General features: G+C 26.7%; 32 protein-coding genes. 13 read left to right on the top strand and 19 right to left on the bottom strand.

The features are described from left to right. Positions 1–376: 376 nt before the first annotated feature. The 3 genes from GFJ41_RS03645 to GFJ41_RS03655 are packed head-to-tail and all read right to left on the bottom strand — an operon-like array spanning position 377 to position 1,621. Complete coding sequence (locus GFJ41_RS03645) at positions 377–586, bottom strand: hypothetical protein (protein ID WP_035116276.1); 210 nt, start codon at positions 584–586, stop codon at positions 377–379. A gap of 40 nt (positions 587–626) precedes the next feature. Further along, the gene (locus GFJ41_RS03650; protein ID WP_170074645.1) at positions 627–1,145 is read right to left on the bottom strand and encodes a permease; all 519 of its coding nucleotides are present in this window, start codon (positions 1,143–1,145) and stop codon (positions 627–629) included. Next, positions 1,142–1,621, bottom strand: a complete 480-nt coding sequence (locus GFJ41_RS03655; RefSeq protein ID WP_035116270.1) for a permease — start codon at positions 1,619–1,621, stop codon at positions 1,142–1,144. The genes GFJ41_RS03650 and GFJ41_RS03655 overlap by 4 nt, the downstream gene beginning before the upstream one ends. Before the next feature lie 143 nt (positions 1,622–1,764). On the opposite strand from GFJ41_RS03655, the gene GFJ41_RS03660 reads away from it, so the two are divergent. The 4 genes from GFJ41_RS03660 to GFJ41_RS03675 all read left to right on the top strand — a co-directional run bounded on the left by GFJ41_RS03660 (position 1,765) and on the right by GFJ41_RS03675 (position 5,851). Then, positions 1,765–3,156, top strand: coding sequence for a YfcC family protein (locus tag GFJ41_RS03660; protein WP_035116268.1), 1,392 nt, complete (start codon positions 1,765–1,767; stop codon positions 3,154–3,156). A 216-nt stretch (positions 3,157–3,372) separates the two neighbouring features. Beyond that, positions 3,373–4,182: a selenium-dependent molybdenum cofactor biosynthesis protein YqeB gene (gene yqeB, locus GFJ41_RS03665; protein ID WP_170074646.1), complete on the top strand. Its 810-nt coding sequence runs from the start codon at positions 3,373–3,375 to the stop codon at positions 4,180–4,182. Continuing rightward, the gene (locus GFJ41_RS03670; RefSeq protein WP_025162949.1) at positions 4,183–4,983 is read left to right on the top strand and encodes an XdhC family protein; all 801 of its coding nucleotides are present in this window, start codon (positions 4,183–4,185) and stop codon (positions 4,981–4,983) included. It begins immediately after the preceding gene. A gap of 28 nt (positions 4,984–5,011) precedes the next feature. Further along, entirely contained in the window at positions 5,012–5,851 is an 840-nt protein-coding gene (locus tag GFJ41_RS03675) for a radical SAM protein (protein WP_021431003.1), read from the top strand. 17 nt (positions 5,852–5,868) lie between these two features. Here the strand turns inward: GFJ41_RS03675 and GFJ41_RS03680 are convergent, their stop codons facing one another. Next, positions 5,869–6,633 carry a lysophospholipid acyltransferase family protein gene (locus tag GFJ41_RS03680; RefSeq protein WP_142731106.1) on the bottom strand — a complete coding sequence of 255 codons (765 nt, stop codon included), beginning with the start codon at positions 6,631–6,633 and terminating at the stop codon, positions 5,869–5,871. 164 nt (positions 6,634–6,797) lie between these two features. Further along, on the bottom strand, positions 6,798–8,123 hold the full coding sequence (locus GFJ41_RS03685) for an MFS transporter (RefSeq protein ID WP_021430571.1): 1,326 nt from the start codon (positions 8,121–8,123) through the stop codon (positions 6,798–6,800). A gap of 503 nt (positions 8,124–8,626) precedes the next feature. On the opposite strand from GFJ41_RS03685, the gene GFJ41_RS03690 reads away from it, so the two are divergent. The 3 genes from GFJ41_RS03690 to GFJ41_RS03700 all read left to right on the top strand — a co-directional run bounded on the left by GFJ41_RS03690 (position 8,627) and on the right by GFJ41_RS03700 (position 10,060). After that, positions 8,627–8,902 carry a hypothetical protein gene (locus tag GFJ41_RS03690; protein WP_021432921.1) on the top strand — a complete coding sequence of 92 codons (276 nt, stop codon included), beginning with the start codon at positions 8,627–8,629 and terminating at the stop codon, positions 8,900–8,902. Between the two features lie 97 nt (positions 8,903–8,999). Next, on the top strand, positions 9,000–9,233 hold the full coding sequence (locus GFJ41_RS03695) for a hypothetical protein (RefSeq protein ID WP_021430573.1): 234 nt from the start codon (positions 9,000–9,002) through the stop codon (positions 9,231–9,233). A 161-nt stretch (positions 9,234–9,394) separates the two neighbouring features. Next, a complete protein-coding gene (locus GFJ41_RS03700; RefSeq protein WP_170074647.1) occupies positions 9,395–10,060 on the top strand; it encodes an N-acetylmuramoyl-L-alanine amidase in 666 nt (221 codons plus the stop codon). A 50-nt stretch (positions 10,061–10,110) separates the two neighbouring features. Here the strand turns inward: GFJ41_RS03700 and GFJ41_RS03705 are convergent, their stop codons facing one another. Further along, positions 10,111–10,263, bottom strand: a complete 153-nt coding sequence (locus GFJ41_RS03705; RefSeq protein WP_021432924.1) for a hypothetical protein — start codon at positions 10,261–10,263, stop codon at positions 10,111–10,113. 174 nt (positions 10,264–10,437) lie between these two features. On the opposite strand from GFJ41_RS03705, the gene GFJ41_RS03710 reads away from it, so the two are divergent. Next, positions 10,438–12,330, top strand: coding sequence for a tetratricopeptide repeat protein (locus GFJ41_RS03710; protein WP_170074648.1), 1,893 nt, complete (start codon positions 10,438–10,440; stop codon positions 12,328–12,330). A gap of 92 nt (positions 12,331–12,422) precedes the next feature. On the opposite strand, the gene GFJ41_RS03715 is transcribed toward GFJ41_RS03710, so the two are convergent. Together GFJ41_RS03715 and GFJ41_RS03720 are read right to left on the bottom strand one after the other, a co-directional pair. Then, entirely contained in the window at positions 12,423–13,052 is a 630-nt protein-coding gene (locus tag GFJ41_RS03715) for a manganese efflux pump MntP (RefSeq protein WP_170074649.1), read from the bottom strand. 228 nt (positions 13,053–13,280) lie between these two features. After that, the gene (locus GFJ41_RS03720; RefSeq protein ID WP_025163144.1) at positions 13,281–13,955 is read right to left on the bottom strand and encodes a Crp/Fnr family transcriptional regulator; all 675 of its coding nucleotides are present in this window, start codon (positions 13,953–13,955) and stop codon (positions 13,281–13,283) included. Positions 13,956–14,531: 576 nt separating this feature from the next. Here GFJ41_RS03720 and GFJ41_RS03725 point away from each other — a divergent pair. The 4 genes from GFJ41_RS03725 to GFJ41_RS03740 all read left to right on the top strand — a co-directional run bounded on the left by GFJ41_RS03725 (position 14,532) and on the right by GFJ41_RS03740 (position 17,825). Continuing rightward, positions 14,532–15,914, top strand: a complete 1,383-nt coding sequence (locus GFJ41_RS03725) for a MotA/TolQ/ExbB proton channel family protein (RefSeq protein ID WP_170074650.1) — start codon at positions 14,532–14,534, stop codon at positions 15,912–15,914. Continuing rightward, entirely contained in the window at positions 15,904–16,527 is a 624-nt protein-coding gene (locus tag GFJ41_RS03730) for an OmpA family protein (protein ID WP_170074651.1), read from the top strand. The genes GFJ41_RS03725 and GFJ41_RS03730 overlap by 11 nt, the downstream gene beginning before the upstream one ends. A gap of 87 nt (positions 16,528–16,614) precedes the next feature. After that, positions 16,615–17,262 carry a DNA-binding protein gene (locus tag GFJ41_RS03735; RefSeq protein WP_170074652.1) on the top strand — a complete coding sequence of 216 codons (648 nt, stop codon included), beginning with the start codon at positions 16,615–16,617 and terminating at the stop codon, positions 17,260–17,262. A gap of 293 nt (positions 17,263–17,555) precedes the next feature. Further along, entirely contained in the window at positions 17,556–17,825 is a 270-nt protein-coding gene (locus GFJ41_RS03740; protein ID WP_170074653.1) for a hypothetical protein, read from the top strand. Between the two features lie 51 nt (positions 17,826–17,876). On the opposite strand, the gene lexA is transcribed toward GFJ41_RS03740, so the two are convergent. From lexA to GFJ41_RS03790, 10 genes are all read right to left on the bottom strand, one after another. Then, positions 17,877–18,512, bottom strand: a complete 636-nt coding sequence (gene lexA / locus GFJ41_RS03745) for a transcriptional repressor LexA (protein ID WP_021430583.1) — start codon at positions 18,510–18,512, stop codon at positions 17,877–17,879. Between the two features lie 96 nt (positions 18,513–18,608). Next, entirely contained in the window at positions 18,609–19,748 is a 1,140-nt protein-coding gene (locus GFJ41_RS03750; RefSeq protein WP_170074654.1) for a tyrosine-type recombinase/integrase, read from the bottom strand. 758 nt (positions 19,749–20,506) lie between these two features. Continuing rightward, on the bottom strand, positions 20,507–20,695 hold the full coding sequence (locus tag GFJ41_RS03755; protein WP_021431228.1) for a small, acid-soluble spore protein, H family: 189 nt from the start codon (positions 20,693–20,695) through the stop codon (positions 20,507–20,509). Positions 20,696–20,794: 99 nt separating this feature from the next. Then, positions 20,795–21,055, bottom strand: a complete 261-nt coding sequence (locus tag GFJ41_RS03760; protein ID WP_021432932.1) for a stage V sporulation protein S — start codon at positions 21,053–21,055, stop codon at positions 20,795–20,797. A gap of 196 nt (positions 21,056–21,251) precedes the next feature. Beyond that, positions 21,252–22,202, bottom strand: a complete 951-nt coding sequence (locus GFJ41_RS03765) for an acetyl-CoA carboxylase carboxyltransferase subunit alpha (protein WP_206001493.1) — start codon at positions 22,200–22,202, stop codon at positions 21,252–21,254. Continuing rightward, positions 22,183–23,079, bottom strand: coding sequence for an acetyl-CoA carboxylase, carboxyltransferase subunit beta (gene accD / locus GFJ41_RS03770; protein WP_052169142.1), 897 nt, complete (start codon positions 23,077–23,079; stop codon positions 22,183–22,185). Before accD ends, GFJ41_RS03765 begins: the two co-directional genes overlap by 20 nt. Before the next feature lie 18 nt (positions 23,080–23,097). Continuing rightward, positions 23,098–24,453, bottom strand: a complete 1,356-nt coding sequence (accC, locus tag GFJ41_RS03775) for an acetyl-CoA carboxylase biotin carboxylase subunit (protein ID WP_170074655.1) — start codon at positions 24,451–24,453, stop codon at positions 23,098–23,100. A 13-nt stretch (positions 24,454–24,466) separates the two neighbouring features. Further along, complete coding sequence (accB, locus tag GFJ41_RS03780; RefSeq protein ID WP_035116229.1) at positions 24,467–24,940, bottom strand: acetyl-CoA carboxylase biotin carboxyl carrier protein; 474 nt, start codon at positions 24,938–24,940, stop codon at positions 24,467–24,469. Positions 24,941–25,041: 101 nt separating this feature from the next. Beyond that, the gene (locus tag GFJ41_RS03785; RefSeq protein WP_170074656.1) at positions 25,042–25,611 is read right to left on the bottom strand and encodes a hypothetical protein; all 570 of its coding nucleotides are present in this window, start codon (positions 25,609–25,611) and stop codon (positions 25,042–25,044) included. A 79-nt stretch (positions 25,612–25,690) separates the two neighbouring features. Continuing rightward, on the bottom strand, positions 25,691–25,894 hold the full coding sequence (locus GFJ41_RS03790; protein WP_021431235.1) for a hypothetical protein: 204 nt from the start codon (positions 25,892–25,894) through the stop codon (positions 25,691–25,693). 260 nt (positions 25,895–26,154) lie between these two features. Here GFJ41_RS03790 and GFJ41_RS03795 point away from each other — a divergent pair, with 260 nt between their 5' ends. Beyond that, positions 26,155–26,346 carry a hypothetical protein gene (locus GFJ41_RS03795; RefSeq protein ID WP_021432939.1) on the top strand — a complete coding sequence of 64 codons (192 nt, stop codon included), beginning with the start codon at positions 26,155–26,157 and terminating at the stop codon, positions 26,344–26,346. Positions 26,347–26,356: 10 nt separating this feature from the next. Here the strand turns inward: GFJ41_RS03795 and trmB are convergent, their stop codons facing one another. Then, positions 26,357–26,998 (bottom strand): tRNA (guanosine(46)-N7)-methyltransferase TrmB, encoded by a 642-nt coding sequence (trmB, locus tag GFJ41_RS03800; RefSeq protein ID WP_170074657.1) that lies wholly within the window; start codon positions 26,996–26,998, stop codon positions 26,357–26,359.

Below are 26,998 nucleotides of genomic sequence, written 5' to 3' on the forward strand. Positions count from 1 at the left end.
ATATGATAAACAACTATTAAAAGTTGCATGTCCTTACATAAAAAATATTTTTTATTAAAAAAGACTAGGAACATACCTAGTCTTTTTATTGTGGATAGTTTTGTGGATAAATTGTTGATAAAATCTATAATTTCATAATTTATTATTTGCACTGACATCTTCTACTGACATTTGGAGATATACCCTTATTTAAATTCAGTTATATCAATGCTTAAAGATGACATCATGATAATACAGTTAAACTTATATCTGAATTTATTAAACGCTTAAACTCTGATGAGTATAAAAAAATTTTAGATATTTAAATATTTAATTTTACATGTGTTATAAATAAAAGATCCACAATTATTAGGTGTAATAATTGTGGATCTTTTATTTATTCAACCATATACGTACACTGAATAGATGCCTTTTCAAACCCATATACTTCAATAAGTTTTTGATGCAGTATAAACACATCTTTTCCGAATTCACGAACTATTGCATCACATGTTTTTCTAAATTCTTCGCAAGTTACAGATGATTCATTTATAGTTAGCATATACCCTAAGTCTTTTTGAATCACAACATAAACGTTAGACGACATATCAAACTACCCCTTTTCATATAAAATTCAACTAAAATTTTTAACTTATATCTATTCGCTTTCTCATAAGATAGTCAACTAAATATCCCATTATTATAACTCCTGGAATATCAATTATTAATCGAAGTATAGTAAACTTATATCCCAACGCTCCAATTTCAAATAATAATGTTGAAAATTTAGTAACACACCAAGCATTAAGAAAAATAATAATGTTAGAAAATTTAACTCCCTTTTTGATAAGTACAGCTGTAAATGGAAATGCAGCATACATTGGGCCAGCAGAAAAAAATGCTATTAAAAAAGAAATAAATATACCTTTAATACCAGAGTTATCACCCATATACTTTATAAAATATTTTTTAGGAACCCAAATATCTAAAAGACTTAACATAACCATTACTGGAGGAAGAATAGATAGCATTTGGATTAAACTGGAAGTTGTAATATTAAAAATTTTATATCCTATATTTATATTATATAAACATATTAAAATACAAATGAATGAACTTATAAAAAAATATTTATATCTTTTTATTACTAATGTTAAAGTACTCATACTAATACTCCTCCTATGAAAGCCGCTACTAAAAATGCAAATAAGAAAGCTATAAAATTCCTGTAGAATGCAGCTTTTTTGCCAATATATTTAGATTCTAGTGAGAATGTTAAGATTCCAACCATTGTAGATGTTGATATGAAAGCCGCTACTTGAGAGTAACCCGCTCCGCTTTTTAATAATATATCTCCAGTAGAGAAAGCTACAAATGTAGGCATCGTAGTTATAGAACCTATAAAAGAGGCTATCGATACTCCCAAAATACTTGAATTTGGACCTATAAACTTAGAAATAGAAACAGGATTAGTAATAGCTAGAATTATAGCAATTATTATAACTATACAAAGAAATTGAGGCATAATATTTTCAAAGGATTTCGCTGCATTTATATAAGCATTCTTGGTTTTTTCCCTGTCTTTAAAAAAAGAAATAAGTGTTATCAGTATACATAAACCATACATAATAAAAGATGTCACAAAAATCCCCCCTAACATTAATTTATACTATGAAGAAAGTAGGTTAATCGTAACCTGGTAATTAAAGTAATAAAATATATAAATTATAAAATTGGTAATAACTAATAGAGATAAGCTTTATTTAAGGAGGAATTAGTTATTCTATGAATAAGCAAAAACGATTAGTCATCCCACATACATTTACAATAATATTTTTACTAATAGTTTTTATGGCTATTTTAACTTGGATTATACCAAGTGGTCAATTTCAGCGTAAAGAAATAGATAATAGGTTGGTGGTAATTCCAAATACCTATGAATATGTCAAGGAAAACCCTCAAAACATTGATGATATATTTAGAGCTCCAATAGATGGTTTTGTAGATGCTGCAGAGATTGTAGGATTTGTTTTATTAGTTGGAGGATCATTTGGGATAGTTAATAAGACAGGTGCTATAGAAGCTGGGATTAATGCTGTTGTAAAAAAACTAAGAGGAAACGAAATTATAATAATACCTATATCTATGATATTGTTTAGCTTAGGAGGTACAGTATTTGGAATGGCAGAAGAAACATTACCATTTTATATGATATTTGTACCTCTAATGTTAACTATTGGATATGATTCACTTACTGCTGTAGCTACTGTATTTTTAGGAGCTATGACAGGTAATATAGCATCAACTATAAATCCTTTTTCAGTTGGTATAGCTCAGGCATTAGCGCAAATAACACCTGGATCGGGTATCGGTTTTAGATTTTTAATATATATAATCTTGATAACAATTTCTATTACATTTGTAATTTTTTATGCTAGAAAAATTAAGAAAAATCCAAAAAAATCTATAGTTTATAATCTAGATTTGGAAACTAAAAAACATATTCAAATGGAGAGTTCTAATATAAAAGAGTTTACACCTAAAGAAATAGGAGTATTAATTATATTTGCAGTGGGAATGACAATGATGATATTTGGAGTTTTAAAACTTGGATGGTATATATCTGAAATTGCTATGATCTTTATTGCTATTGGAGTTTTAGCTGGTATTATAGGAGGACTTAATCAAGAGACTATTGCTATTTCATTTATAGAGGGAGCTAAGGATTTAGTATCAGCAGCCCTTGCAATAGCATTAGCACGTGGAATAGTTATAATTGCCCAAAATGGATTTATAATAGATACTATGTTGAATTCAGCAGCAGGATACCTACAAAACTTACCAAAAGTAGTTTTTGTTAACTTAACGTTGTTTCTAGAAGCTGCATTGGCATTTTTAATTCCATCATCATCTGGACTAGCTTCTCTTACAATACCTGTTTTAGCACCACTATCTGATTTAGTTGGAGTATCGGTTCAGCTAATAGTTACTGCTTATCAATTTGGGGTAGGACTTACAAATGTTATAACTCCTACATCGGGAGTTTTAATGGGAGCACTAGCTCTTGCAAATATACCTTATTCTAAATGGTTGAGATTTGTAATGCCACTAATTATAAAACTGTTTATTTCATGTATGATATTTTTAACAATAGGCCAAATTATAGGAATTAAATAAAATATACTTGCAAAGTATCAAGTTCCTTTGTTATAATGTTACTACCGTTAAATAATAATAATAATTTGTTTTGAGGGGCCCTTATCTATTTTTAATAGATAAGGGCTTCTTCTATTTGCGTAGATTTTTTATTTGTATAATTATGTAAAATTATTATAATATATGGGGGTATGTATTGTATAATAGTATTAACATATTAAAGGGGGGTAGGAAATAGTGGACAAGCTTATTATAGTTAGAGGTGCTGGAGATATAGCAACTGGAGTTATACATAAACTTAGTAGATGTGGATTTAATGTTTTAGCATTGGAAGTAAAAGATCCTTTGTCTATAAGAAGAAAAGTATGTTTTAGTGAAGCTATTTACGATGGTGAAGTGTGTATAGATGGAGTTATTTGTAAATTTGTAAATAACGAAGATGACTTAAAAAAAGCTTTTTTATCAAAAAAAGTTTGTGTAACTATTGATCCTGAGGGTATCTTAATTAATAAATTAAAACCAAAAGTTGTAATAGATGCTATAATTGCAAAAAAAAATTTAGGTACAAATAAAGATATGGCTCCTATTACAATTGGATTAGGTCCTGGATTTGAAGCTGGATTTGATGTTGATTTTGTAATAGAAACAATGAGAGGGCATGATTTAGGAAGAATAATAACTAAAGGTTATGCAATTAAAAATACAGGTATCCCAGGAAATATTAATGGCTTTAGTAAGGAAAGAGTAATTTATTCAACTGAAGATGGTATTATAAAAAACATTTGTGATATAGGAGATTTAGTTTATAAAAATCAAGTTATTGCTAAAATAGAAAATGGTAAAAACTCAGTTGATGTGTTAGCCACTATGGATGGTATTATAAGAGGTATTATAAGAAATAACAGTAAAATTAAAAAAAATCTTAAAATTGCCGATATAGACCCTAGAAAAAGTGAACTTAAAAATTGCGAAACTATATCTGATAAAGCTAGATGCATAGCTGGAGGAGTTTTAGAGGCTGTCCTTATGAATTGGAGTGATATATAGATGAATGAATATATTTTAAAGAAAGTGTATGAAGATTTAGAATTAGGTAATAGAGTGTGTTTTGTAACTCTTACAGATGTCAAAGGCTCAAGCCCTGGTAAACAAGGCGCTGTAATGGCTGTATTTAAAGATGATTCTGTAATAGGAACTATAGGTGGCGGAATACTAGAAAATGTTGTTATAAATAAATGTAGGGAATGTATTAAAACAGGAGAAGATTTCAATTTTGATTATTCACTTACAGAGGAATCACTAGAAACCACTATGAAATGTGGAGGATATGTAAAAGGTTATATAAAGGTATTTAAACCAAAGCCAAAATTATTAATTATTGGTGGAGGCCATATAGGTCATTCTTTATATAATATATCAAAAGGATTAGATTTTTATTCTATTATAGTAGATGATAGACATGAATTTGCAAATGAAGAGAGATTCCCAGATGCAGAAAAAGTTTACTCAGGTGATATAAGTGAAATTTTAAACAAAATTAACATTGATGACAATACATATATAGTAATTGCTACTAGAGGTTATGAAAAAGATATAGAAGCTTTGAGAGAGGTTATAAACTCCAAAGCAGCTTATATAGGTATGATAGGCAGTCGTAAAAAATGGAAAGCTTTAAAAGAGGAATTAATAAGTGAAGGTGTAGAGAAAAAATTATTAGAATCTATATATGCACCTGTAGGAATTAATATCTCTTCAAGTAGTGTTTCAGAAATAGCTTTTGGAATTATGGCAGAGGTATTACTAGTTAAAAATAATGGTGATCTTTCACATAGAAAAGATAAAAGGTAGTTTGGTTTTATAAAGAGGTGTTGTAATTATGATAGATAGATATAAAAGAGATATTCATAAACTTGTTATATCTTTAGGTAAAGATTTTATTTTAAATATTGATAATTTAAAATTTGTAGTTAAAGAATTAATTAATTTGGGAATAGATGATATTGAATTTGAGCTAAATGACAATATAGATTCAATTAGCTTATGCCACATAATTAATTATATTAATAGTGAGTGTAATGTTAACCATATAGGAATAGTTACAGATGGATTTGGAATATATAGTAAAATTAGTGAGCTTAAATCGTATGGACTTACAAATATAAGTGTTAGACTAGAATCCTTAAAGCAATATAAATATAAAAAGTTAAATCACAATATAAATATAAATGAAGTATTAGATCTTATTAATAAATGTATAAGCTTTAAACTAAATACAAAAATAATTTGTACTCTTATAAATGATTTTAACACTGATGAAGTTTTTGATTTTATTAACTTAACAAAATATTTGCCAGTAGAGGTTTCTTTTTCTGAACTTGTTCCAGATCCTAACTGTATGAGCTTCTTTAACAAAGGATATATAAATGTTAAAGAAGTTTTAGAAAGCATAAAAGAGATACATAAATTAAATTATGTAAACGGAAGAATGGATTATTATAAGTTAGATGATTCAAAAGGTGTAATAAGTAGAGATACTCATAATGACAAGTGTAGTATATGCTTAAAGTGTAATGAAATATTTTTAGATGAAAATGGATATATAAAAACTTGTATAAACTCTAATACAATTGTAGATACAAAACCTTATATAAATAAACCATTAATGTTTAAAGAAATAATAAAACAATCTATATATGAAAAACCAAAAAATGATTAAATATAAAAAAGCTATATCTATTTAGATATAGCTTTTTTATATTTAAAATTAAAGTTTAAAATTGACTCTATCATATCTTCCCTAATACTTTCTCCTAAATCAATAGTTTTAATTTTAGGATTTTCTATATGATCATAAACAGGGTCTAAAAATTCAACTTCTACATTGGTAGATTTAATCTTACCTACTGGTTCATATCCATGGTAAGTTTCTTTTGAATTTTTTATAACAATCGGTACGATTGGACATTTAGCTTTATATGCTATTTTTAATGCCCCACTTTTAAATTCTGATATTATAGAATGATCATCTTTTACCCATGTTAAATCTCCTTCAGGAAAGATTGCCATGCTTTGGCCGTTTATTATATTATTAGAAGCTTCTATAATACTTTTTAAACCTTGTCTATTGTCGTGTCTATTTATATATACACATTTTATTATAGCGGCCCATTTAGAAACTATAGGTATGTTTTTCCATACTGGTTCATCAGCTATTACACAACCTACAGGTCTATTTACACTAGATATTAATATATAACTATCTAGCATACTGGAATGATTAACAACAAATAGCACAGGTTCTTTTGGAATTTTTTCCTCACCAATTATACGAACATCTATATTAACTAATTTTAAAGAGTTTTTAGCTTGTTTTTGTAAAAAAGAAAATTTATTTTCCATTGTGAATTTATCAGGAAACTTTGAAAACTTCTTTAATTTAAAAATAGATAATAAGAAACCTATAATTTGAAAGGTTGCAAATTTAATGTAATTAAACAATTTGATATATCTCCTCTTCATGCATGTTAAAATATTTAATTTAGATTAATTCAATACTAGAAAGATTTTATCATAAAATGAAATTTAATTAAAGAGGAATATGAAATGATAGTTAGTTGAATAAAAAAGGAACTATATTGATATAGTTCCTTTTTTTATGTATATTATGCAGTTTGATCTTCCTTGTTATCTTGTCCATGTCTGTTGTATTTTTTATTATACACAACTATTAGAAGTACAGATGATAGGACATAAATAACAGCTGTTATATAATAAGCTTTTGAATATCCACCTGGTATTTTAAATAAGAATAATTTTGTAAATTGACCTGCTATTATAGATGTAACACCTCCTGCTACAAATATAAGTGAATTATATGCAGGTCTAGAGTTTTTCGAAACAAACTCCATTGGGAGAGAGTTCATTATAGGATTTGCACAGTTCATAAATCCTGATCTAAAGAATAGACCAGCTCCAACGGCTAAAACCATTCCAGATCCAAATACTGTACCATTTGCAATTATCAACATAAATGGTATAGATAAAAGTGCTAATCCACCTAAAGCAATAACATTTCCTAGTTTTTTTACAACCCATGGTGATATTAATAAGAATAAAACCATTGCAAAGTATTGATAAGATACAAGTTGAGAAGTTGTAGCTCTTGATATACCTAGTTCATTATTTAAGAATACTGAGAAGTAAGGGCAAATTAATGATGCTCCAAATCTTATCATAGCATAGTATACAAGCCATAGTACAACATACTTGTTTTTAAATATTGACCAATCAAAAGATTTTTTCTCTTTACTAGTAGTTTCTTCGCAGTAATCTTCTTTTTTCTCTTTTATAAATAAAAGAGGTATAAGCGAAAGTGCTGCAATTACGACAAACATAAGTAATACGTCTCTTTGAGCTAATATAAATTCATGTAATTGGTGAGAAGTCATTCCTTTAATATTTTCAGTTATTGCACTTGCTTGAGAGTTAGATATTTTTAATCTACTTGCAAATCTAGATACTGCAATAGTTCCTCCAAACCAAGTTGCCAATACCATACCTATAACATTTATATACAATGCTCTAGAAAAAACTTTAGTTCTTTCTTTCTCAGTAGTATAAGCTGTAAGATAAGGTGGTAGCACAACATCAAATAATGCAACACCTACAAGTATTGCTAGTGTAGCAACAGGGTAAATAAAACTTACATCCACAAATGATATAGCTATTAATGCAGCTATAGTCATTATAGGCCCTGTAATTATAAGCTTTTTGTATCCAAGCTTTGGTGCTAAAATTAAAATTGCGGCACATACGAAATTACTCATCCCCATAAAAGAGGAGAAAGAACTTGCTGTAGAGATATTAACTTGCTGTAAAAAAGTTACTAAGACGTCAAAAGCAACTCCACTCATAAGTCCCATAAAGGCATAGCTGACAATAAAGGCCCAACTATTAAAGTTAAATCTTTTTAGTTCTTTTTGATCCATAAAATACCATCCCATTTCATATAAAATTTTTATTAGGAATAACTCTCTTAGGAAAACATTTCCTAGTCAAGATAATTGTATATTATATTGGGAAAATTTCAATATATTTGGAAATTTATGGAATATATTGTAAATTCTATAAATTCACTAAAATAGTTAGATTTCATACTTAAAATTCAAAATTTAAGAATTAACATGATATGTGTATAGATTAAATTTTTAAACACTTATACAAATGTAAATTTATGTTAAAAATATATTAAATATCTTTAAAACTTTAATATATTTTTCAAAAAACTTTATTTTAAACTGAATTTAATTTTCAAAATTTTATCTACAACGTAAACATTTAGTTATACACTTTATTTTAATTTCTTTTATTAAAATAATCTCAATTTAAATAAAGTTAATATATTTCTTCGAATAATAGCATATTATTAAAGTAATTAGATATAATTCAATACTTAGGATGTTAAAAATATGTATCAAGGGGGAATTATAAGGTGAGAAGTAAAGCTGTAAATTTAATTGATGATAGGCTTTTTAAAGTTAAAATACTATCTAGTGGTGGAGATAATATAAATTTAAAATTTCCTGTTGAGTTTGTGAAAAGAATGGTGAAAATAAATGGGCTTAAATGGCTTAATTTAAAAACAGATGTCTTAGATACTGATAACTTAGCAAAAACAGTTATGCAAGCTTTAGATTATAATTTAACTGGTAATATAGTTAATATAAAAACTAAAAATAATGATTTAATAAAAATAAATATAGATTAAGTTTAAATTTCGATGAATTTAATATATAGGCTTGAATAAATATGATTTTTTTTATACTATATTAATAACTTTAAATTAATATCGAAAGGAACTTGTTATGAAAAGCTTTAAAATACGATTAACTAGAGATACTTTTAGTTTTAGGTTTAAACAATATGAGGGTACATATTTTTTTGGAGAGTTAAATGAAGAAACTCAAATTGTTAAGTATAAAATAACAAAAGATGAAGAAGGATTAGAGTTAAAAGAATTTGGAAACACACACATAAAAGAGGACTTATTATATATTCCTCAAGTGGACGCTTACATAGATCTAAATAGTATAAAATAAAAATCGCCACCGATATATGCGAATCGGTGGCGATTTTTATTTTATAGATGTTAGTAACAGTTTCTTTGAAATCATAATAAGATATATAAACGCCTAATGTAGAATTAAGGTTATTTAAGTAAATAGATAATATAAATTTACAAGAGGAGAATGATGAATATATGAAAAAAGTTTATATAGATTTAGGTCATGGTGGAAATGATAGTGGTGCTATAGGAGTTAATAACATACTTGAGAAAGATATAGTACTTAGTATAGGAAAAAAACTTGAGCAAAAACTTAAAAACTGTGATTTAGATATTAAAATGTCTAGAAGCAATGATACTTTTAAAACCCTTGAGTATAGATCTAGTGAAGCGAACAAATGGGGAGCTGATTGTTTTGTGTCATTGCACTGCAATTCATTTAATAAATTAGCAAAAGGTATAGAAACATATTGTTATAAGTTGAAATATAGAAAGCTAGCAGATGATATACACGAAGAATTAGTAAAGGCTCATTTATACACAGAAAATAGAGGCGTAAAAGAAGGTAATTTTCATGTAGTTAGAGAAACAAAAATGGCTGCAGCTTTAATAGAGTTAGCATTTATAGACAATGTTGAAGATATAGATCTGTTGTTAAATAAACAAGATGAATTTACAACAGCAATAGCTAAAGGCATATGCAAATTTTTAGGAATTGAGTTTAAGTATGATAATAGCTCAAATAAAGAACAGTTATGGGCAGTATGTGTAGGTGCTTTCAAAGAAAGAGAAAACGCAGATAGAGTATTAAAAGAAGCTATAGATAAGGGATTTAAAGATGCTTATATAATTCCTAGGTAATCTAAAAACTACCACTGTAAAAAATACAGTGGTAGTTTATGTATAAAATATTATATTAAAATAATAACTTTATATAATATTAGTAGACAAAGTCCTATTAAAGCAATTTTAAACACTATATTTCCAATAAGCTTTACACTTTTTATAGCTATACCTGCAATAACTATAAAAACTAGCAATTTAAATAACATATCTAAATCCATACTATTATCCTCCTATTCATATAAGAATTATATAAATTTTAACAGAATATAAGAATATATGCAATTTATATAAAATATAGAGATATAATATATAATATTAGATATATATTGTATAATGATATATTATGGTAAAATATGTATAATATAATACAAAAGGTAGGTAGGGAATTGTTTATGAATAAAATTAAATTTTCAATAAAAAAAATAAAAGATATCCCAACTGATCCTAAGATAATGTATGCTAAAGCTAGCCTTTACATTAAATTAGGGAAGATTGATGATGCTATAGAGCTATTAACTCAAGCTTCAATAAATCACTATGACAAGGCTCAATATACTCTAGCCAAGTTATATCAGTCTGAGGGTAATATAGAAGAATGTGAAAAATGGCTTAAACTTGCATTTAAAAGTGGAGTTGAAGAAGCTGCTTATGATTTGGGAAGTATCTATTATAGTTTAGAAGCATATGAATATGCTATATATTGGTATGAAAAGATAGCATTACTAGGGCATTTGAAAGCTCAAAATAACTTAGGGGTAATTTATTTTAAGTTAAGAGACTACGAAAATTCTATAAGGTGGTTAAAGGAAGCTAGTGAGGGTAAACTCTCTGATGCTCTTTTCAATCTAGGTATTTTATATAGGTATGCAAATGATGTTCAAAATGCAATAGATTGCTTTAAAAGAGGTTCTATTTTAGGAAATAATCATGCAAAATATAATTTAGCTATGATATATCAAGAAAATGGGGACTTTAAAGATGCTATTTCAAACTATAAACAATTGTCTAAATTAGGATACGAAAAAGCTTGCTATAATTTAGGTCTTTTATTTGAATCAGATCAAAATTATGAAGAAGCTAAAATTTATTACAAAAAAGCTGCTGAAAAAGGTAATGAAAAATGCAGTTTTAGGTTAGCTTACATATATGACGAGCAAGAAGACTATGAAGAAGCTAAGTTTTACTATAAAATTGCTTATGATAAAAACAATATATTATCTAGCTATAAACTAGGCAATATATATAATAAAGAAAATGATTTAAACACAGCTAAAATGTATTATAAAGAAGCTTCTGACAAAGACATAATACAAGCTACCAATAATTTAGCTGGTCTTTTATTTGAAGAGAAATTGTATGAGGAAGCTATTCCTCTGTATAAAAAATGTATAGATTATGGATTTAGAGAATCAGTAGAAAATCTAGGAGATCTTTATAAACAAATAAATGATACAGATTCTGCAATTGACTATTACAAACAGATAGAAGGTTTAACATCTGTTCAAGTCAAACTTGGTAATATATATGAACAATTAAAAAACTTTGATTTAGCAATTAAGTATTATCTAAAAGCAGCTGAAAATAATGATCTCGAAGCAATTTATAGATTAGGGATTATTTATGAAGAATTAGATGATTATGATAAAGCGATAAGTTTTTATGAAAAAGCTGTTGAAAAAGATCACTTAAATTCTAGGATTCATTTAGGGAAAATTTTATTTGAGAAAGAAGAATATGAGCTTTCTAAAAAGTTATTTGAAGTTCCCGCAAATGAGGATAATGGGTACTCACAACATATGTTAGGTATAATATATAGCATTTATTATAAAGATTATGTAAGTGCTAAGTATTGGTATGAAAAAACAAGAGAAAAAGGGTGTATAGAATCTATATTTAATTTAGGTCAATTGAGTCTAAAATTAAATGAAGATAGTGAAGCTGAAAAATATTTTAAAGAAGGAAGCAAGTTAGGTAATAAGAAATGTGAATATATGCTAGCTAGCCTATATTATAAAAAGAGCTTTGAAGCTTATGAAAGTTTAGCAAAAGAAAATTATGATAATAGTGAAGAAGTGTTTAAAAAACTTCCAAAGTTAATTCTGAATTTTGATCAAATACTCATAGCGCCTTTTGAAACTATTAATCCTAATGAAGAAGAAGATATGTATGTGCCTAAGTATTTATTATATACAGATGAAAAAATAGATAACCTATATGAAAATGAGTTAACTCATATGATTGTAGATGGACATTTGGAGTTTAATATAGAAAATATAACTAAATAATAGAAAAAATGGATAAAAAAGCATACACGAACAAATGTTCGAGAAGCTAATTTTATCCATTTTTTATGTTAAAACACATATTTTTTTATAATTTACTTAAAAAAGTTAATAAAATTTGATAAAAACCCTGTATGCTCGTTAAATATGTTAATACCTATACCTATTAATATAATACCACCTATAATTTCGGCATAATTTTTTAATATTGGACCTATTTGCTTTCCTATCAAAACACCTATAAAACACACTATAAAAGTTATTATAGCTATAGCGCTTACAACTGGGATTATAGATATATTTAAAAATGCAAAACTAACGCCAACGGCAAGTGCATCTATACTAGTAGCAACAGACAATACTATTAAATCTTTTGTTTTTATATCATTCTCATTAAAGTTATTTTGAGTATTATCTTGAGCGATATCTAAAGCAACTTCATCCTCATCTTCACCTTTAATAGATTCATATATCATTTTTATACCTAAGAATGATAGTAATATTAATGCAATCCAATGATCAAAAGCTTTTATGTATCCTTCGAAGCTAATTCCTAGTGCCCATCCAATTAGAGGCATTCCTCCTTGAAATAAACCAAAGAAAAAAGCTATTTTAAAAGCTAACTTTGTGGTTATATTTTTAATTGTCATTCCTTTAGTTATAGATACCGCAAATGCATCCATAGATAAAGCAATTGACGTTAATAAAATTGATATTAAACTCATAATTATTATTCCTCCTTAACTTTTTATAATATGCACAAAAAAAACGAGACTTATACACGAAAATAATCGTGTATGAGTCTCGCTATTTAAGACTAGACCAGACTTTATAGTCATTATGTTGATCTAATCACACTTTACGTGCTAGCTACTCCCTCAACAAGAGAATAGAAAGTTTATTCAATTCTTTTATAATTTTACATAATATGTAAGTATAAGTCAATTAAAACTTTATAACTGGCTTAGGTGAATCAATTTATCTCTATTAATTATAGTTATTTTACCTCTTTGAGATGTTATTATATCTTTGTTTTTAAAATCTGTAAGTAGTCTAGTTATTACTTCACGGCTAGTTCCTAACTCCTGAGCAATTTTTTCTTGTGTTAAATATAAATAATCACTATTATTAGTTCTTTTAGAAATATCTAATAGATACTTAGAAACTCTTACATCCATACGTTCAAAAGCTATTTCTTCCAATAAATTTATCACTTCTGTATATTTAGTAAATAAATTTGAAACCATATACTTTTGAAAATCTAGAGTATTATATATATACTTGTTAAAAATGTCAGTTGGAATAAAAATTATCTTTGTAGGTTCTATAACTTCTGCAAATGCCGGAAAAACTTCATTTGATAACATACAAGACATGGATAAATAGCAAGTATCTCCGCTGGAAAGCTTATATAAAGTTACTTCTTTTCCTTTATCTGAAATTTTATAAACTCTTATAGATCCTTTTAAAATTAAAGAAAAACCTCTACACTGTTCTCCTCTAGCTATTATTTCAGAGTTTATATCGAAACTTTCAACCACTAATCTAGATTCAATAAGATTTTTAATTGGTTCATCTAATTTATTAATAAAACTGTATGTATCACATAGTTCTTTAAAAACTGTCATAAGATCCCCCCTAAATATAAGTTAAAATTATTTTTATATACTAAAATTATATATTAATATATATTAATATCAAAGTATTTAATTTCACTATATAAATATATACATAATTTATATTTTAAATTAAACATAAATGAAGAGTGCCTTATAAAAGACACTCTTCTATCTAAATTAGGTTTGGCAGAGCGAGTAATTCTGCATCTCTCACAATTACTTAAAAACTTTAAGTAGAGTATTGGACCCTTTCCAACTTCAAAACCTAACTGATAATAGTATTACCTTTAAAATTAATTTTTATACTAAAATAAGTAACATATTTATATGTATATTCATATTCTTTAATAAGATTAAATATTTAACTATTAAAAATACTCTCTACATTAAATATTAGCTTCTGAGTTATCTACATTAATACAGATAAAACCCATAAATTCATCAGAAGTAGCTTGAGTATAAAAATAGTATTTATATCTTAGAAGGTACCTTGAAGTTAAACTAAAGGTATCTTCTTATTTTTTGTCTATTTTAACTAGTATGTACATATATATTATTAAAACACATTCAATTAAGGAGGTTAGTATGGGAAGTATAATAAGTAATTTATTTACATCGATATTTACAAATCCTATAACATTAATATTTATAGGTATTACAATAATTCACTCAGTTATAAATGTTATAAAAAACAATAAAATCTATGATTTTGTGCAAGAAAAATTGAAGGAGTTAAATTTAAATCCAGAAGAAAGTGATATAGTATCTATTGCTAATAATAAGTACGAATCATATAAAAGTACATATCCATATGCAGAAATAAACATGAATACATTTGTAGAAGAAGTTATATCTGACTTTTCTAAAGATAATAAAATAATAATAAATGAAATAAAGGCTGTTAAAAGCTCACCTTCATTATGTATATTGTTAGGAGTTTTAGGTACATTTGTAGGGCTTACAATAACTCTTGCAAGTATCGATAAGAGCGATATCGTAAATTCAATGACTCTAGCTATTGGGAGTATGCAAATTGCATTTGCTACAAGTATTGTAGGGATAATATGTTCAGTAACTATAAATGCATATATAAAATATAAAAATTGTGAGAGTATACTATTACAATTGATGCTTAAGTTAGAAAATATTATGACAGTTAAATCTAGCAATGACAAAGGAGAAGTTTTAGATTCAAAGTTAAATGAAATTAAGGTATGTATAAAGGATATTAGCAAAGCTATAAGCGCTATAGAAAGATTTGATAAAATTTCTAAAGATTTACATGACTTTAACGATGACTTTATATCTTCTATAGAGCAATTAGGCAATATGCTAAATGGATCAAATGATTCTATAAAGGCATTTGATCAAAGTATAAGAAAATTAGATAAACAATTTAGTATACTTAATTTAAAATTTGTTAAATTATTTAATACATACGAAGCTCAAAGTGAAATTTACAATGAAATAGTAGAAAATGTAAAAGAGTCTTCAAAAGATATAAAAACAGTAAACCAAAGTCAACTTGCTATTAAAGACTATATAAGGGATGTAAATGCTGGATTTGCATTATATGAAAGAAATATACAAGATCTTATGGTGAAGTTAATTTCTCACGAAAATAATTTACTTATAAAACAAAATAGTATGAATGAAAACAATGTAAACTTAAAAGAGGATATACATAAATTAACATCTGTTATAGATGAACAGGCTAGATCAATCATTGACCAACTAGAACTTGTATTTAAGTATATCGACATATATAAAGAAGCTTTAGACATGTCAAATTCAATGTCACTAGAATCTATTGTTAAAAATAATGAAGGGTATGAAATTGTTAAAGAGTATAAGATGGATAACATAAATGAAGATTATGATAACCCCAACCAAACTTTCGATTTAGATGAATTAGACGAAATTGAATTATATGATGAAGAAGAAGAGGAATTAGAGTATGATAAATAAATATAGAAGAACTGTAAATAAAGAGGAAGAACATAGCAATTTTTGGCCCACATTTACAGATTTATTAGCAACTATTTTAATGGTTGTTATAATGCTTTTAATTAGCTCTGAAAGTATGGTTGGAGGAGTAGAACAAGGAATAGCAAGTAGCGTTAATAACTCAGTAAAACAAACTTTAAAAGAAAATGGAATTCCAATAGAAATTGATAAAGAAAGTGGAGAAGTTACGTTTGGAGAAACTGCATTATTTGATACAGATAGCGATCAGTTAAAACCAGAAGCTAAAGAAATTTTAAAAGTATTTGTTCCTAAGTACGCTGAAACTATATATAAAGATTATGGTGATTATATATCTAAAATTATAGTAGAAGGGCATACTGATGATGTTGGAACATATATATATAACTTAGACTTATCACAAAGAAGAGCTTTTAGTGTTGTAAACTTTATAGTTGGAGAAGAAATAGGGGATTATAAGTATAAAGATAAACTAACAGAAGATATAATAGCTGTAGGTCGATCTAAAGCTGAACCTATAAAAAATAATGATGATAGTGTCAATAGAGATAAATCAAGAAGAGTAGAAATAAAATACGAAGTTAATGTAAATTAAAACTCCGAATATATGTTTGGAGTTTTTTTGTATTTAATGCCAATTACGTGTTATAATTTATAGTGATTAGTTTGGAGGGATAAAAAAATGACGGATAAACAAAAATTAGATAAGTTTTTAAAACTACAAAACAAAGGAATTTCAATTGATGAGATAGCAACTCAATTAGATTCAGATATAAAAGCTTTAAGATGTTTTTTAAATAAAAATGGATATAAATCAGTAAAAGGAAAATATGTAAAAAAAGATGATATTCCTGTGAATGATTCAAATCAAGCTGTAAAACAATTAGAATTAACAATGAATTCGACTAAATCATTTAAACCAGCAACTAAAGAATCTAAAACATCTACAAAAGCAAAAAAAAATAATACTTCTAGCACTACTTCTAAAAAAAGTTCAAAACCTAGCACTACAAAAAGCCAAAAGGTATATAAATCTAAACCAGCAAAGGTTAATGTGAGCGCTGAAGATTTAGATAAACTTTGTGAAGTTTATGACTGGTACTTATCGGTTAAAGATATAAAATCACTTAAGCCAAAGATAACTAAATCTAAAAAGGATATTTTGATAGAAGAATGTGATATGACTGATTTAAAAAGCACTAGAGTTCAAGTTGAAAAATCTACATGGGAAGAGTTTGAACGATTATGTAGCAATTCTGACCATACTAAACAAGAAATAATAACTCAAGCTATAAAGGAGTTCTTAAAACAATATAAGAACTTAATTTAATAAAAAATAAATGAGCTACAGTATTTGCAGCTCATTTATTTTTTTATTTATTATTTATTTATCACATAGTTTTTAATGTAAAAACTAAAGTAAACAAGAGCATAGGGATAAGTATTAGTATAGCTATTTTTTCAGAATTTTTTCTCATAAATCCCCTCCTAAAAAGTTTACTTATATACTATATATTATAAGTATAGTATATTTATTCCAATATGTTAATTTAAAAATCAGAAAATTTAGTATATAATAAATGATATATAGAAACTTTAATTTAATAAGAAAGAGGAAAAGGTATGTTTTTATTATTGGGAGTACTATTTTTAGTTTTAGGTATAAGTTTATTAATGTCTTGTAAAAATACAAAGAAAGAATATGATACAAAATTACAAAGTATAGAACAATCAAAAGGTGTAAAGAAAGATAAAAAAACTAATAATAAAATTAAAAACATAGAAGAGAAGTATGAAGCTGAAATAAAAAAATCAAAGGGAAGTGGATATAGCTTTTTAGTAGCAGGAATCTCATGTATGTTAGCAGAAATAATTTTGAAATATTTAAAATAATAAAATCTAAAATTACAAAAATAAAGAGATATGTCTATAAAACATATCTCTTTATTTTATTACTCTAAATACACCTCGTACATGTCCTAGTATACTAACTTCAGATGGGTCTAAAATTATAGGTTCCATAAATTCATTTTCAGGTTGTAATCTTATATGATTTTCTTCTTTAAAAAACCTCTTAACAGTTGCACTATCTTCTCGAACTAATGCAACTACTATTTGAGAGTTATAAGCTGTGTTAGCTTTATCAACTATAACATAGTCTCCATCTAAAATACCTGCATTTATCATGCTTTCGCCTTTTACTTTTAATATAAAGTTATCTTTGCCTACAATAAAATTTGCAGGTAATGGTATGTATTCTTCTATGTTTTGTTCTGCAAAAATTGGTTCTCCAGCAGTTATTTGACCTATAACAGGTAAATGAAGAACCTCTTGATTAAGACCATTAACACCTTCACCTTTATTAGAGTCTAAAACTTCAATTGCTCTAGGTTTCGTTGCATCTCTTCTAATATACCCTAGTTTTTCTAATTTATTTAAATGAGAGTGTACAGTTGATGTAGATCTTAAATCAACAGCTGCACAAATTTCTCTAACTGAAGGTGGATACCCTTTTTGAGTTAATTGATCTTTTATAAACTCAAGTATCAGTATTTGCTTATTCGTTAAATCTAGATACATGTTATCATCTCATTTCTAATATTAATTTTTAGTTTTATACTATATATTTTAGCATATTGACCAATTTTATACAAACATTTGTTCTTATATTAAATTTTATTCATTAATATCATCTAAGTCGTCTATCCATTCAAAGTTATTAACAATATCTCTTTTAACATTTTTCTTATGAGCTGCATATAATTGAGTCGTTGTAACATTATCATGATCTAGTAAGTTTTGTACATCATATATAGAAAATCCATTTTGAATTAATGAAGTAGCTGCCGTAGCTCTTAACTTATGTGGACTATAACCTTTATCTCTAGAAGTATCCATAGAAATAGACGTATACTTTTTAACTAATTGCCTAATTGACTTTGGATCCATTCGTTTATTTTGCAGAGATAGAAATAATGCATCTTGCATATCTTCACTTAACATTTCACTTTTAGGTCTTTCATTTAAAATGTAATCTCTAACAACTAACTCACAAGTATTGTTTATAGGCATTAATACTTCTTTACCTCTTTTTCTATAAATTTTAAACTCTCCTCGTGAAAAGTTAAATGATGAAATATTAAGCTCTCTAAGTTCATTTAATCTAAGTCCATATGTAACAAACAAAGCTAATATAGCTTTATCTCGAAGCTTAGTCTTTTTCCAATAAACTTTCTCTTTATCAGTAAGACCCAAACCTGTATCAACAGCATCTAACATTTTAGCAACTTCATCTATTTCTAGACGTTTGATAGCATCAGGTTGTGGTTTGGGAAGTTTTATTGGATTGAACCCATCTGTTATATTAGCTTCTAATTGATCATTTCTAAAAAGAAATTTAAATAGAGTAGACAAAGATGACTTTTTACGTGCTAAAGCTCTATTGTTATTTTCATATATATGAGTATTTTTATCAGTATACTTATAATATCTAGTACAATAATCTCCTAAGAATAGGTTCACATCTCGTGCTTTTATTTGATTAAACTCATTAAGCGTAATATCTTTTATCTCATTAGCAATTGTAATTTCTTTAGTTTCTATTAAATATGAACAAAAAAATTGAATATCTTCTAAATAAGCTAATCTAGTAGTAACCGATACAGATCCTTTTAAATAAATACAGTAATCCTTCATAAACTTAGGAAGGTTGTTTTCAACCTGTATACATTTTTCGATAACTCTATTATCTCTAAGAACGATATTATCTGGCTTATCAGATTTATTATGTATTTTAATAGTTTTGCTTTCTACCATTTTTAAACCTCCAAATTTAAACTTTTAATATTTTTAATATAGCATAGTCTTTTTTTGACTTCAACTATTCCTTAAATAATACAACGAAAGTAAATTATATAAAAATATTGATTTAAATCAATTTGTAGGAGCAGAAGCTTGATTACAATATAAATTATCGGACAACAGAATTAAAACCCTTTAAAATGCATTTAAATAGGTCGGTTTAGGGTAAGATTTATCAAAGTAAGAATAGTATATATAAAATAATAATTAGAAGTACAAAAATAAATTCATAAAAGAAAATATTATAAAATTCAAGCTTAGAATATTAAATATGAAAAAATCAAAGTAAAATTTGTTTTTTTTATATTTAAATAAATTGATTTGAGAGTTGTAAAATAAAAAAATAAAAACGTACAAATAATTTTAAAATAAATTCAAAAATCAAACAAAAAGAGAAGTTATAAAAGTTGAAAATAATATAAATAGCAAAAGTTACAAATATATGCTAAAAAAGCGCTAAATAGATCTATATTATTTATTTCTATACTAACTATACCCTAAATATACATTTAAAGGATAGTTAAATATTAAGAAACGGACTACTCTTCATATATGTATATATAATTAATGCAATTTCACATATATACATATAATTTTAGTTGCTATACACGTTTATATTATATAGGTATAATTATACCTATATAATATAAACTACAAATTTATAATAAAAAACGTCATTTTAAGTTTAAATTAGCTTAAAATGACGTTTTTTATTATTTTTCGTTTTCATGTAATGATTCTAAATCAACTTCAAATTTCGAATCATCATTTAGAGATTTAACATAAGCTGTACCAATATTATTGTCAACACTAACTAGTTTTACTGGTTTATTGTAATAATAAAGTGTTATATTATTATTTTCATTATTATTGCATATCTCTGCTGCTCTTCTAAGTTGCATAATACACCTCCTTATATTTCTTAACTTATATTTTCCTAATATAAATATCTTATTCAAAATAAAAGAGACTATTTTCATAGTCTCTAAGTTTCTAAAAATTTATCTTGGATTTACGACAAGCTTAATAGCTGTTCTTTCTTCTCCGTCTATATTGACATCAGTAAATGATGGAACACACACTAGATCTATACCACTTGGTGCAACGAAACCCCTTGCCACAGCAATAGCTTTAACAGCTTGATTTAAAGCTCCTGCTCCAATAGCTTGAATTTCAGCACTTCCATTTTCTCTTATAACTCCAGCTAAAGCACCTGCTACAGAATTTGGATTAGATTTTGATGAAACTTTTAATACATCCATTTCAACATCCCCCTCTTATGTTTCTTTGTAGAATATTATCAAATTGTATAGTATCCTATTTAACTACAAATTCTATAAAAAAAATAAAACTCCTTTATTTTAATATTAAATTTAATATTATATTGATATAACTAAGCTTCATAGATTATTTGCATAGTCTATTCCATAAGCATAAAAAAAGTCTATTAAGGGTTACTTAATAGACTCCTATGTTTCTAAACTTTCCGTATCTATGATTTACTATTTCATCTTTAGAAAAATCTTTATAAAAACTTAATCTGTTTATTATATAATTTTTAATATCATTTGACACAGCTTCTAAATCACTATGAGCTGTACCAGATGGTTCCTCTATAATATGATCTATTATTCCTAAGTCTTTTAAATCCGAACTAGTAAGCTTCATTATTTCACTAGCATCTTTAGATTTAGAGGAATCTTTAAATAGAATGCTTGATAATCCTTCAGGAGAAATAACTGAATAAACTGAGTTTTGAAGCATGGCTATCTCATTTGAAACGCCTATGCCAAGTGCTCCTCCACTCCCCCCCTCTCCTATAACGATAGAGAGTATAGGTACTTTAAGTGAACTCATTTCAAGTAAATTTTTTGCAATAGCTTCTCCTTGACCACGTTCCTCAGCTTCTATTCCACAAAATGCTCCTGGAGTGTCTATAAAAGTAATTATTGGTCTATTAAACTTTTCAGCTTGTTTCATAAGTCTTAGAGCTTTTCTATATCCTTCTGGATGTGGCATTCCAAAGTTTCTTTTTATTTGTTCATTTATATCTTTTCCCTTTTGATGACCAATTAACGTAACTTCAAAATCGCCTATTTTTCCGATTCCTCCAATTATTGATGGATCATCTTTATAAAGTCTATCTCCATGGAGTTCTACGAATAAAGAACATATGTTCTTTATGTAATTTTCGGCATTTGGCCTCTTTATATCTCTACTTATAGAAACCTTATCCCATGCAGATAAATCTTTAGGACTAGTAGTTTCAATGTTTATAAGTTTTATTTCCAATTTTTCTATTTCGCAACTTAAGTCTATATTGCTTTGATTTGATAGTTGTTTTAATTGTTTTATGCTTTCTTTTATCTTATTTATATCATCCTTCGAACTAACGTTCTGTATGTGCAATTAAATCACCTTCTTTACAATAATCATAACCATGTAAGCTTAATAAGTTAAATAAAGTATCTTTCATTTGGTCTCTATTAACTATAAGATCTACAAAACCATGTTCTAATAAAAACTCAGATGTTTGAAACCCTTTAGGTAAATCTTGCTTAATCGTTTGTTTTATAACCCTTGGGCCAGCAAAAGCAATCAAAGCATTAGGTTCTGCTATAATTATATCCCCTAGAGTTGCAAAGCTAGCAGTAACTCCCCCTGTAGTAGGATTAGTAAGTATAGATATATATAAAAGTCCTGCATCTGATAACTTAGACAGTGCTTGAGATGTTTTTGCCATTTGCATAAGAGAAATCATACCTTCTTGCATTCTAGCGCCTCCAGATGCACAACAAATTAACACAGGAAGTTTATTATCAATAGCATACTCTATAGACTGAGTAATTTTTTCTCCAACTATTGCTCCCATACTTCCCATCATGAATTTAGGATTCATTACACATAAAACGACTTCTACACCATGTATAAGCCCTTTACCTGTTATAACAGCTTCTTTTTCGTTTGTAGCATTTTTATACTTTGATATCTTAGTCTCATAGTCAGGGAAGTTTAATATGTTTTTAAATTCTAAATCATAATCAAATTCTTCAAAACTATTTTCATCTAATAACAATTTAATTCTTTTTCTAGCAGAAAAATCATAGTGTTTATTACACTTTGGACATATATTTAAATTTTCTTCAATATCTTTTCTAAATACTTGGCTTTTGCAAGTTTCACAATAAATCCAAAACTTATCATCTACACTATTTTCTTTAAAATTCTGATTTAAATGAACAACTGCATAGTTTTGACCTTTTCTATTTAAGAACTTCTTAATCATAATCAAAATCTCCTTAACTTAAGCGTTTAAGCTTTTTATAAAACTAGTTTCTATAAATTTAGTATGATGAGTATTATCCATAAACTCATTAGAATTTATAAGTTGTTTTTGAAAATCTATGTTAGTAGTAACTCCCTCTATGATTATCTCATCTAAAGCTCTATTCATTCTACGTATACATTCTTCTCTACTGTCAGCTATACAAATTAACTTCCCTAACATAGAATCATATATAGGTGGTACTGTATATCCAGGATATATAAATGTATCAAATCTTACTCCGAATCCTCCTGGTATATGAATAGACTCAATCTTTCCTGGACATGGTCTAAAATCATTATCAGAGTCTTCCGCATTTATTCTACACTCAATGGCATGACCTTTAAATTTAATCTCATTTTGTTTAAATGGTATTTCTTTTCCACTAGCAATAAGCAGCTGTAAGTTTATAAGGTCTATACCTGTTATCATTTCTGTTACAGGATGTTCAACTTGTATTCTTGTGTTCATCTCAATAAAATAAAAATTCTTGTATTTATCTACAATAAATTCTATAGTACCGGCTCCGATATAATCTACACCTTTAGTTATTTTTACAGCTGTATCATATAATTTTTTTCTTTGATTATCGTCTAGATAAAAACTTAAAGATTCTTCTACAAGCTTTTGGTTTCTTCTTTGCATAGAACAATCTCTGTCTCCAAGATGTATTGCATTATTGAAACTATCTCCAAATACTTGAACTTCTATATGTCTTGGATTTTCAATATATTTTTCCATATATAAAGAACTGTCTCCAAATGAAGATAGTGCTTCTGCTTTTGCTATATCAAATAAAGAATCAAACTCACTTTCATTGTAAATTATTCGCATACCCTTACCGCCACCTCCACTAGAGGCTTTTATCATAACGGGATATCCAATAGTTTTAGCTAATTTTTTAGCTTCTTCTCTATCTTCTAAAATTGATTTCGATCCAGGAACAACTGGAACGTCTAAACTAATCATAGTCTCACGTGCTTTTGATTTATTCCCCATTAGCTCTATTTGATTAGGTGTAGGCCCAACAAAGATTATATTGTTATCAATACATGCTTTAGCAAATTTAGCATTTTCTGATAAAAATCCAAATCCTGGGTGTATAGCATCACAATTCATTTTTTTTGCTAAGTATATTATATTATCGATGTTGTTGTAACTTTTACTTATATTATTAGGTCCTATACATATAGACTCATCAGCTAAGTATCTGTGTAAACTTTCTTTATCTATTTCAGAGTATATAGCAACTGTTTCTATGTTTAGTTCCTTGCATGTACGAATTATTCTAACTGCTATATCGCCTCTATTTGCAATTAATAATCTTTTAATCATAAACTGCCTCCTATTAAATTGTTTTTATTTTAAATATAGCCTGATTATATTCTACTAAATCTTCGTTAGACACTAATATATCAACTACTTCACCATCTACATCACTATTTATTTCATTCATAAGTTTCATAGCTTCAATTATACAAAGGGTATCTCCTTTTGAAACTTTATCTCCTACTTTTACAAAAGTACTTGATTCCGGACTTGATGCTTCATAATAAGTTCCCATTATAGGAGCTTTAATTACATGGATATTGTCATTACTAACTTCTAAATCAACAGAAGCCTCTTCTTTATTAGCTTCATCATATGCGCTACTTACTTCCGTTAGTTTAAGTTCCTCTTTTTTGTTTTCCGCTGTTTTTGTATTTACGGAAACTTCACCTTTAGAGACTTCTAAAATAAAGTTCTCATCTTTTAAGTTTACATATGTCAAATTAGTTTTATCTATAGTCAATAATAATTCTTTTATCTCATTTACTTTCATAATTACCTCCTTGTATTATTACCTGGTACTAACATTATATCACAAAAAATGGTTTTGCAAAGTAAAAAGTGCTACTTTTATAAAAAGTAGCACTTTTATTTTTATTCAATTCTTTGTTCTATACTTTCTAACTCTTGAATAGTAAGACCTGTAATTTCACAGATAAATTTTTTATCGGCTCCTTTTAATAGGAGTTCTACAGCCATATCTATTTTAGTTTTCATAAGATTTTTATTAGCTTCTTCATTTTTAACAATTGTTTTTTTATTTTCTATTACTTGAACTGCTTGAGAAACTTTTGTATTTAGCTCTTTTCTGTTACCTATGAAATTTGAATAATATTTAAATAAGATAAATATAGCTGGAATAATAAAAAATAATTTAGATCCTATAAATCCAATTAAAGTTGTTAGTATAACTATAGTCTTATTTATATCTGGTAAATTTTCATTTTTTGAGAAAGATTCAAAAATTCCTAAAATTGTTATGGCTATACATAAAGGAATCAATGTATAACTTGCCAAAAGCCCTCCTAAGCCTATTGAATCTATATTGTGAAGAATGTTGCCATAAACTGCCATGTCCCCGTTTAAATAAGCACACATACAAGCTATAAGGCCTATAATTCCACCGAGTGATTGTGTATACCAATTAAAAAAAGATTTGTCCATAATCATTCCCCCGTAATTTAATAATATCCCTATATAAGATATTATTCACTTAATATTATTTGTATTAACTAAATTTTATTTACCTTAAGGTTTTTAAGGCGTCTTCTAAAAACTTTGTATCGTTGTTTCCTTTTTCCTTTTCTATATCTATAAGCTTCTTAGTTAAGTTTTGAGCATTATTTAAGTTATTATTATCTATAGATTCGAAAATTTGTTTTAAAATGAAGTAAGATTCCTCGTCAACAGTGTTAGAATTAAACTTGTTATAATAATATATACACATAATACTCTCCTTTTAATAATTTTTTTATATTTATATTATACTTATAATTTTGATATAAAATTCTAAGTTTTTAAAATTATTTTCATTATATTTAAAATCATCTTGTTAAAATTAATTCTTTTGTGTATACTTTTTGTATGTTTATTTATTAAATTATTATTTATAATCGAGGAAAAGGGAGTCTAACTATGTTAAATACTATTGAGATTATACTTAAAATTTTATTTTTCATTTTGTCTTTTGTATGGGCTGGGAAGATTATGATTTTAAGAAGTGATAAGCAAATAGTTATAAATCCATTACTTATTTCTATATCAGCGATTTTAGCTTTACTACCCGATGCAATATTTGGAATTAACCTTCAATTTGTTAATATAACATTATATTTCATATATGTAGTTATAATTTTATTCGGACTTTATTGTATGAAAAGAAAAAATGGAGTTTTTTAACTCCATTTTTTTATCGTTTAATACCTTCAACTCTATATATTTTCATGCCATAAGACATAAACTTATCTTCATATTCAGTTGTTACATTACCTTCAAATTCACTATTAGCTAAATCTAAAGTTATATTTTTAAGTTTTAAATCAGCTTCTGAAAACTCATTTAAACTAAATTCGAATAGTTTTTCATTATCTGTTTTGAAGTGAATTTCACCATTTGAATTTAATATAGTTTTATAATTCTCTAAAAATCCTCTATATGTTAATCTTCTTTTGTTCCATCTTTTTTTAGGCCATGGATCACAAAAGTTTACATAAACTCTAGAAAGTTCATTTTCCTCAAAATAAGTTAAGATGTTATTTACATCTCCCCATACAAACTTTATGTTAGTTAAGTTGTTTTCAACAGCCTTCTCAACTGCTTTTAATAAAACCTCTTCTTTTATTTCCATAGCTATGTAATTGATCTCTGGGTTTTGTTTTGCTAAAGTTGTTATAAATTGACCTCTTCCTGTACCAAATTCAACGTGTATAGGGTTTGGATTTTCAAACTTTTCATTCCACTTTCCTTTGAAGTTTATATCGTCACCTTTTATAACATATTCTTCAAAACTTAATAATCTAATGTCGGCGCCTTTTTTCTTACGTCTTCTCAT

This window comes from Paraclostridium dentum, assembly GCF_012922555.1.
Classification (GTDB): domain Bacteria; phylum Bacillota; class Clostridia; order Peptostreptococcales; family Peptostreptococcaceae; genus Paraclostridium; species Paraclostridium dentum.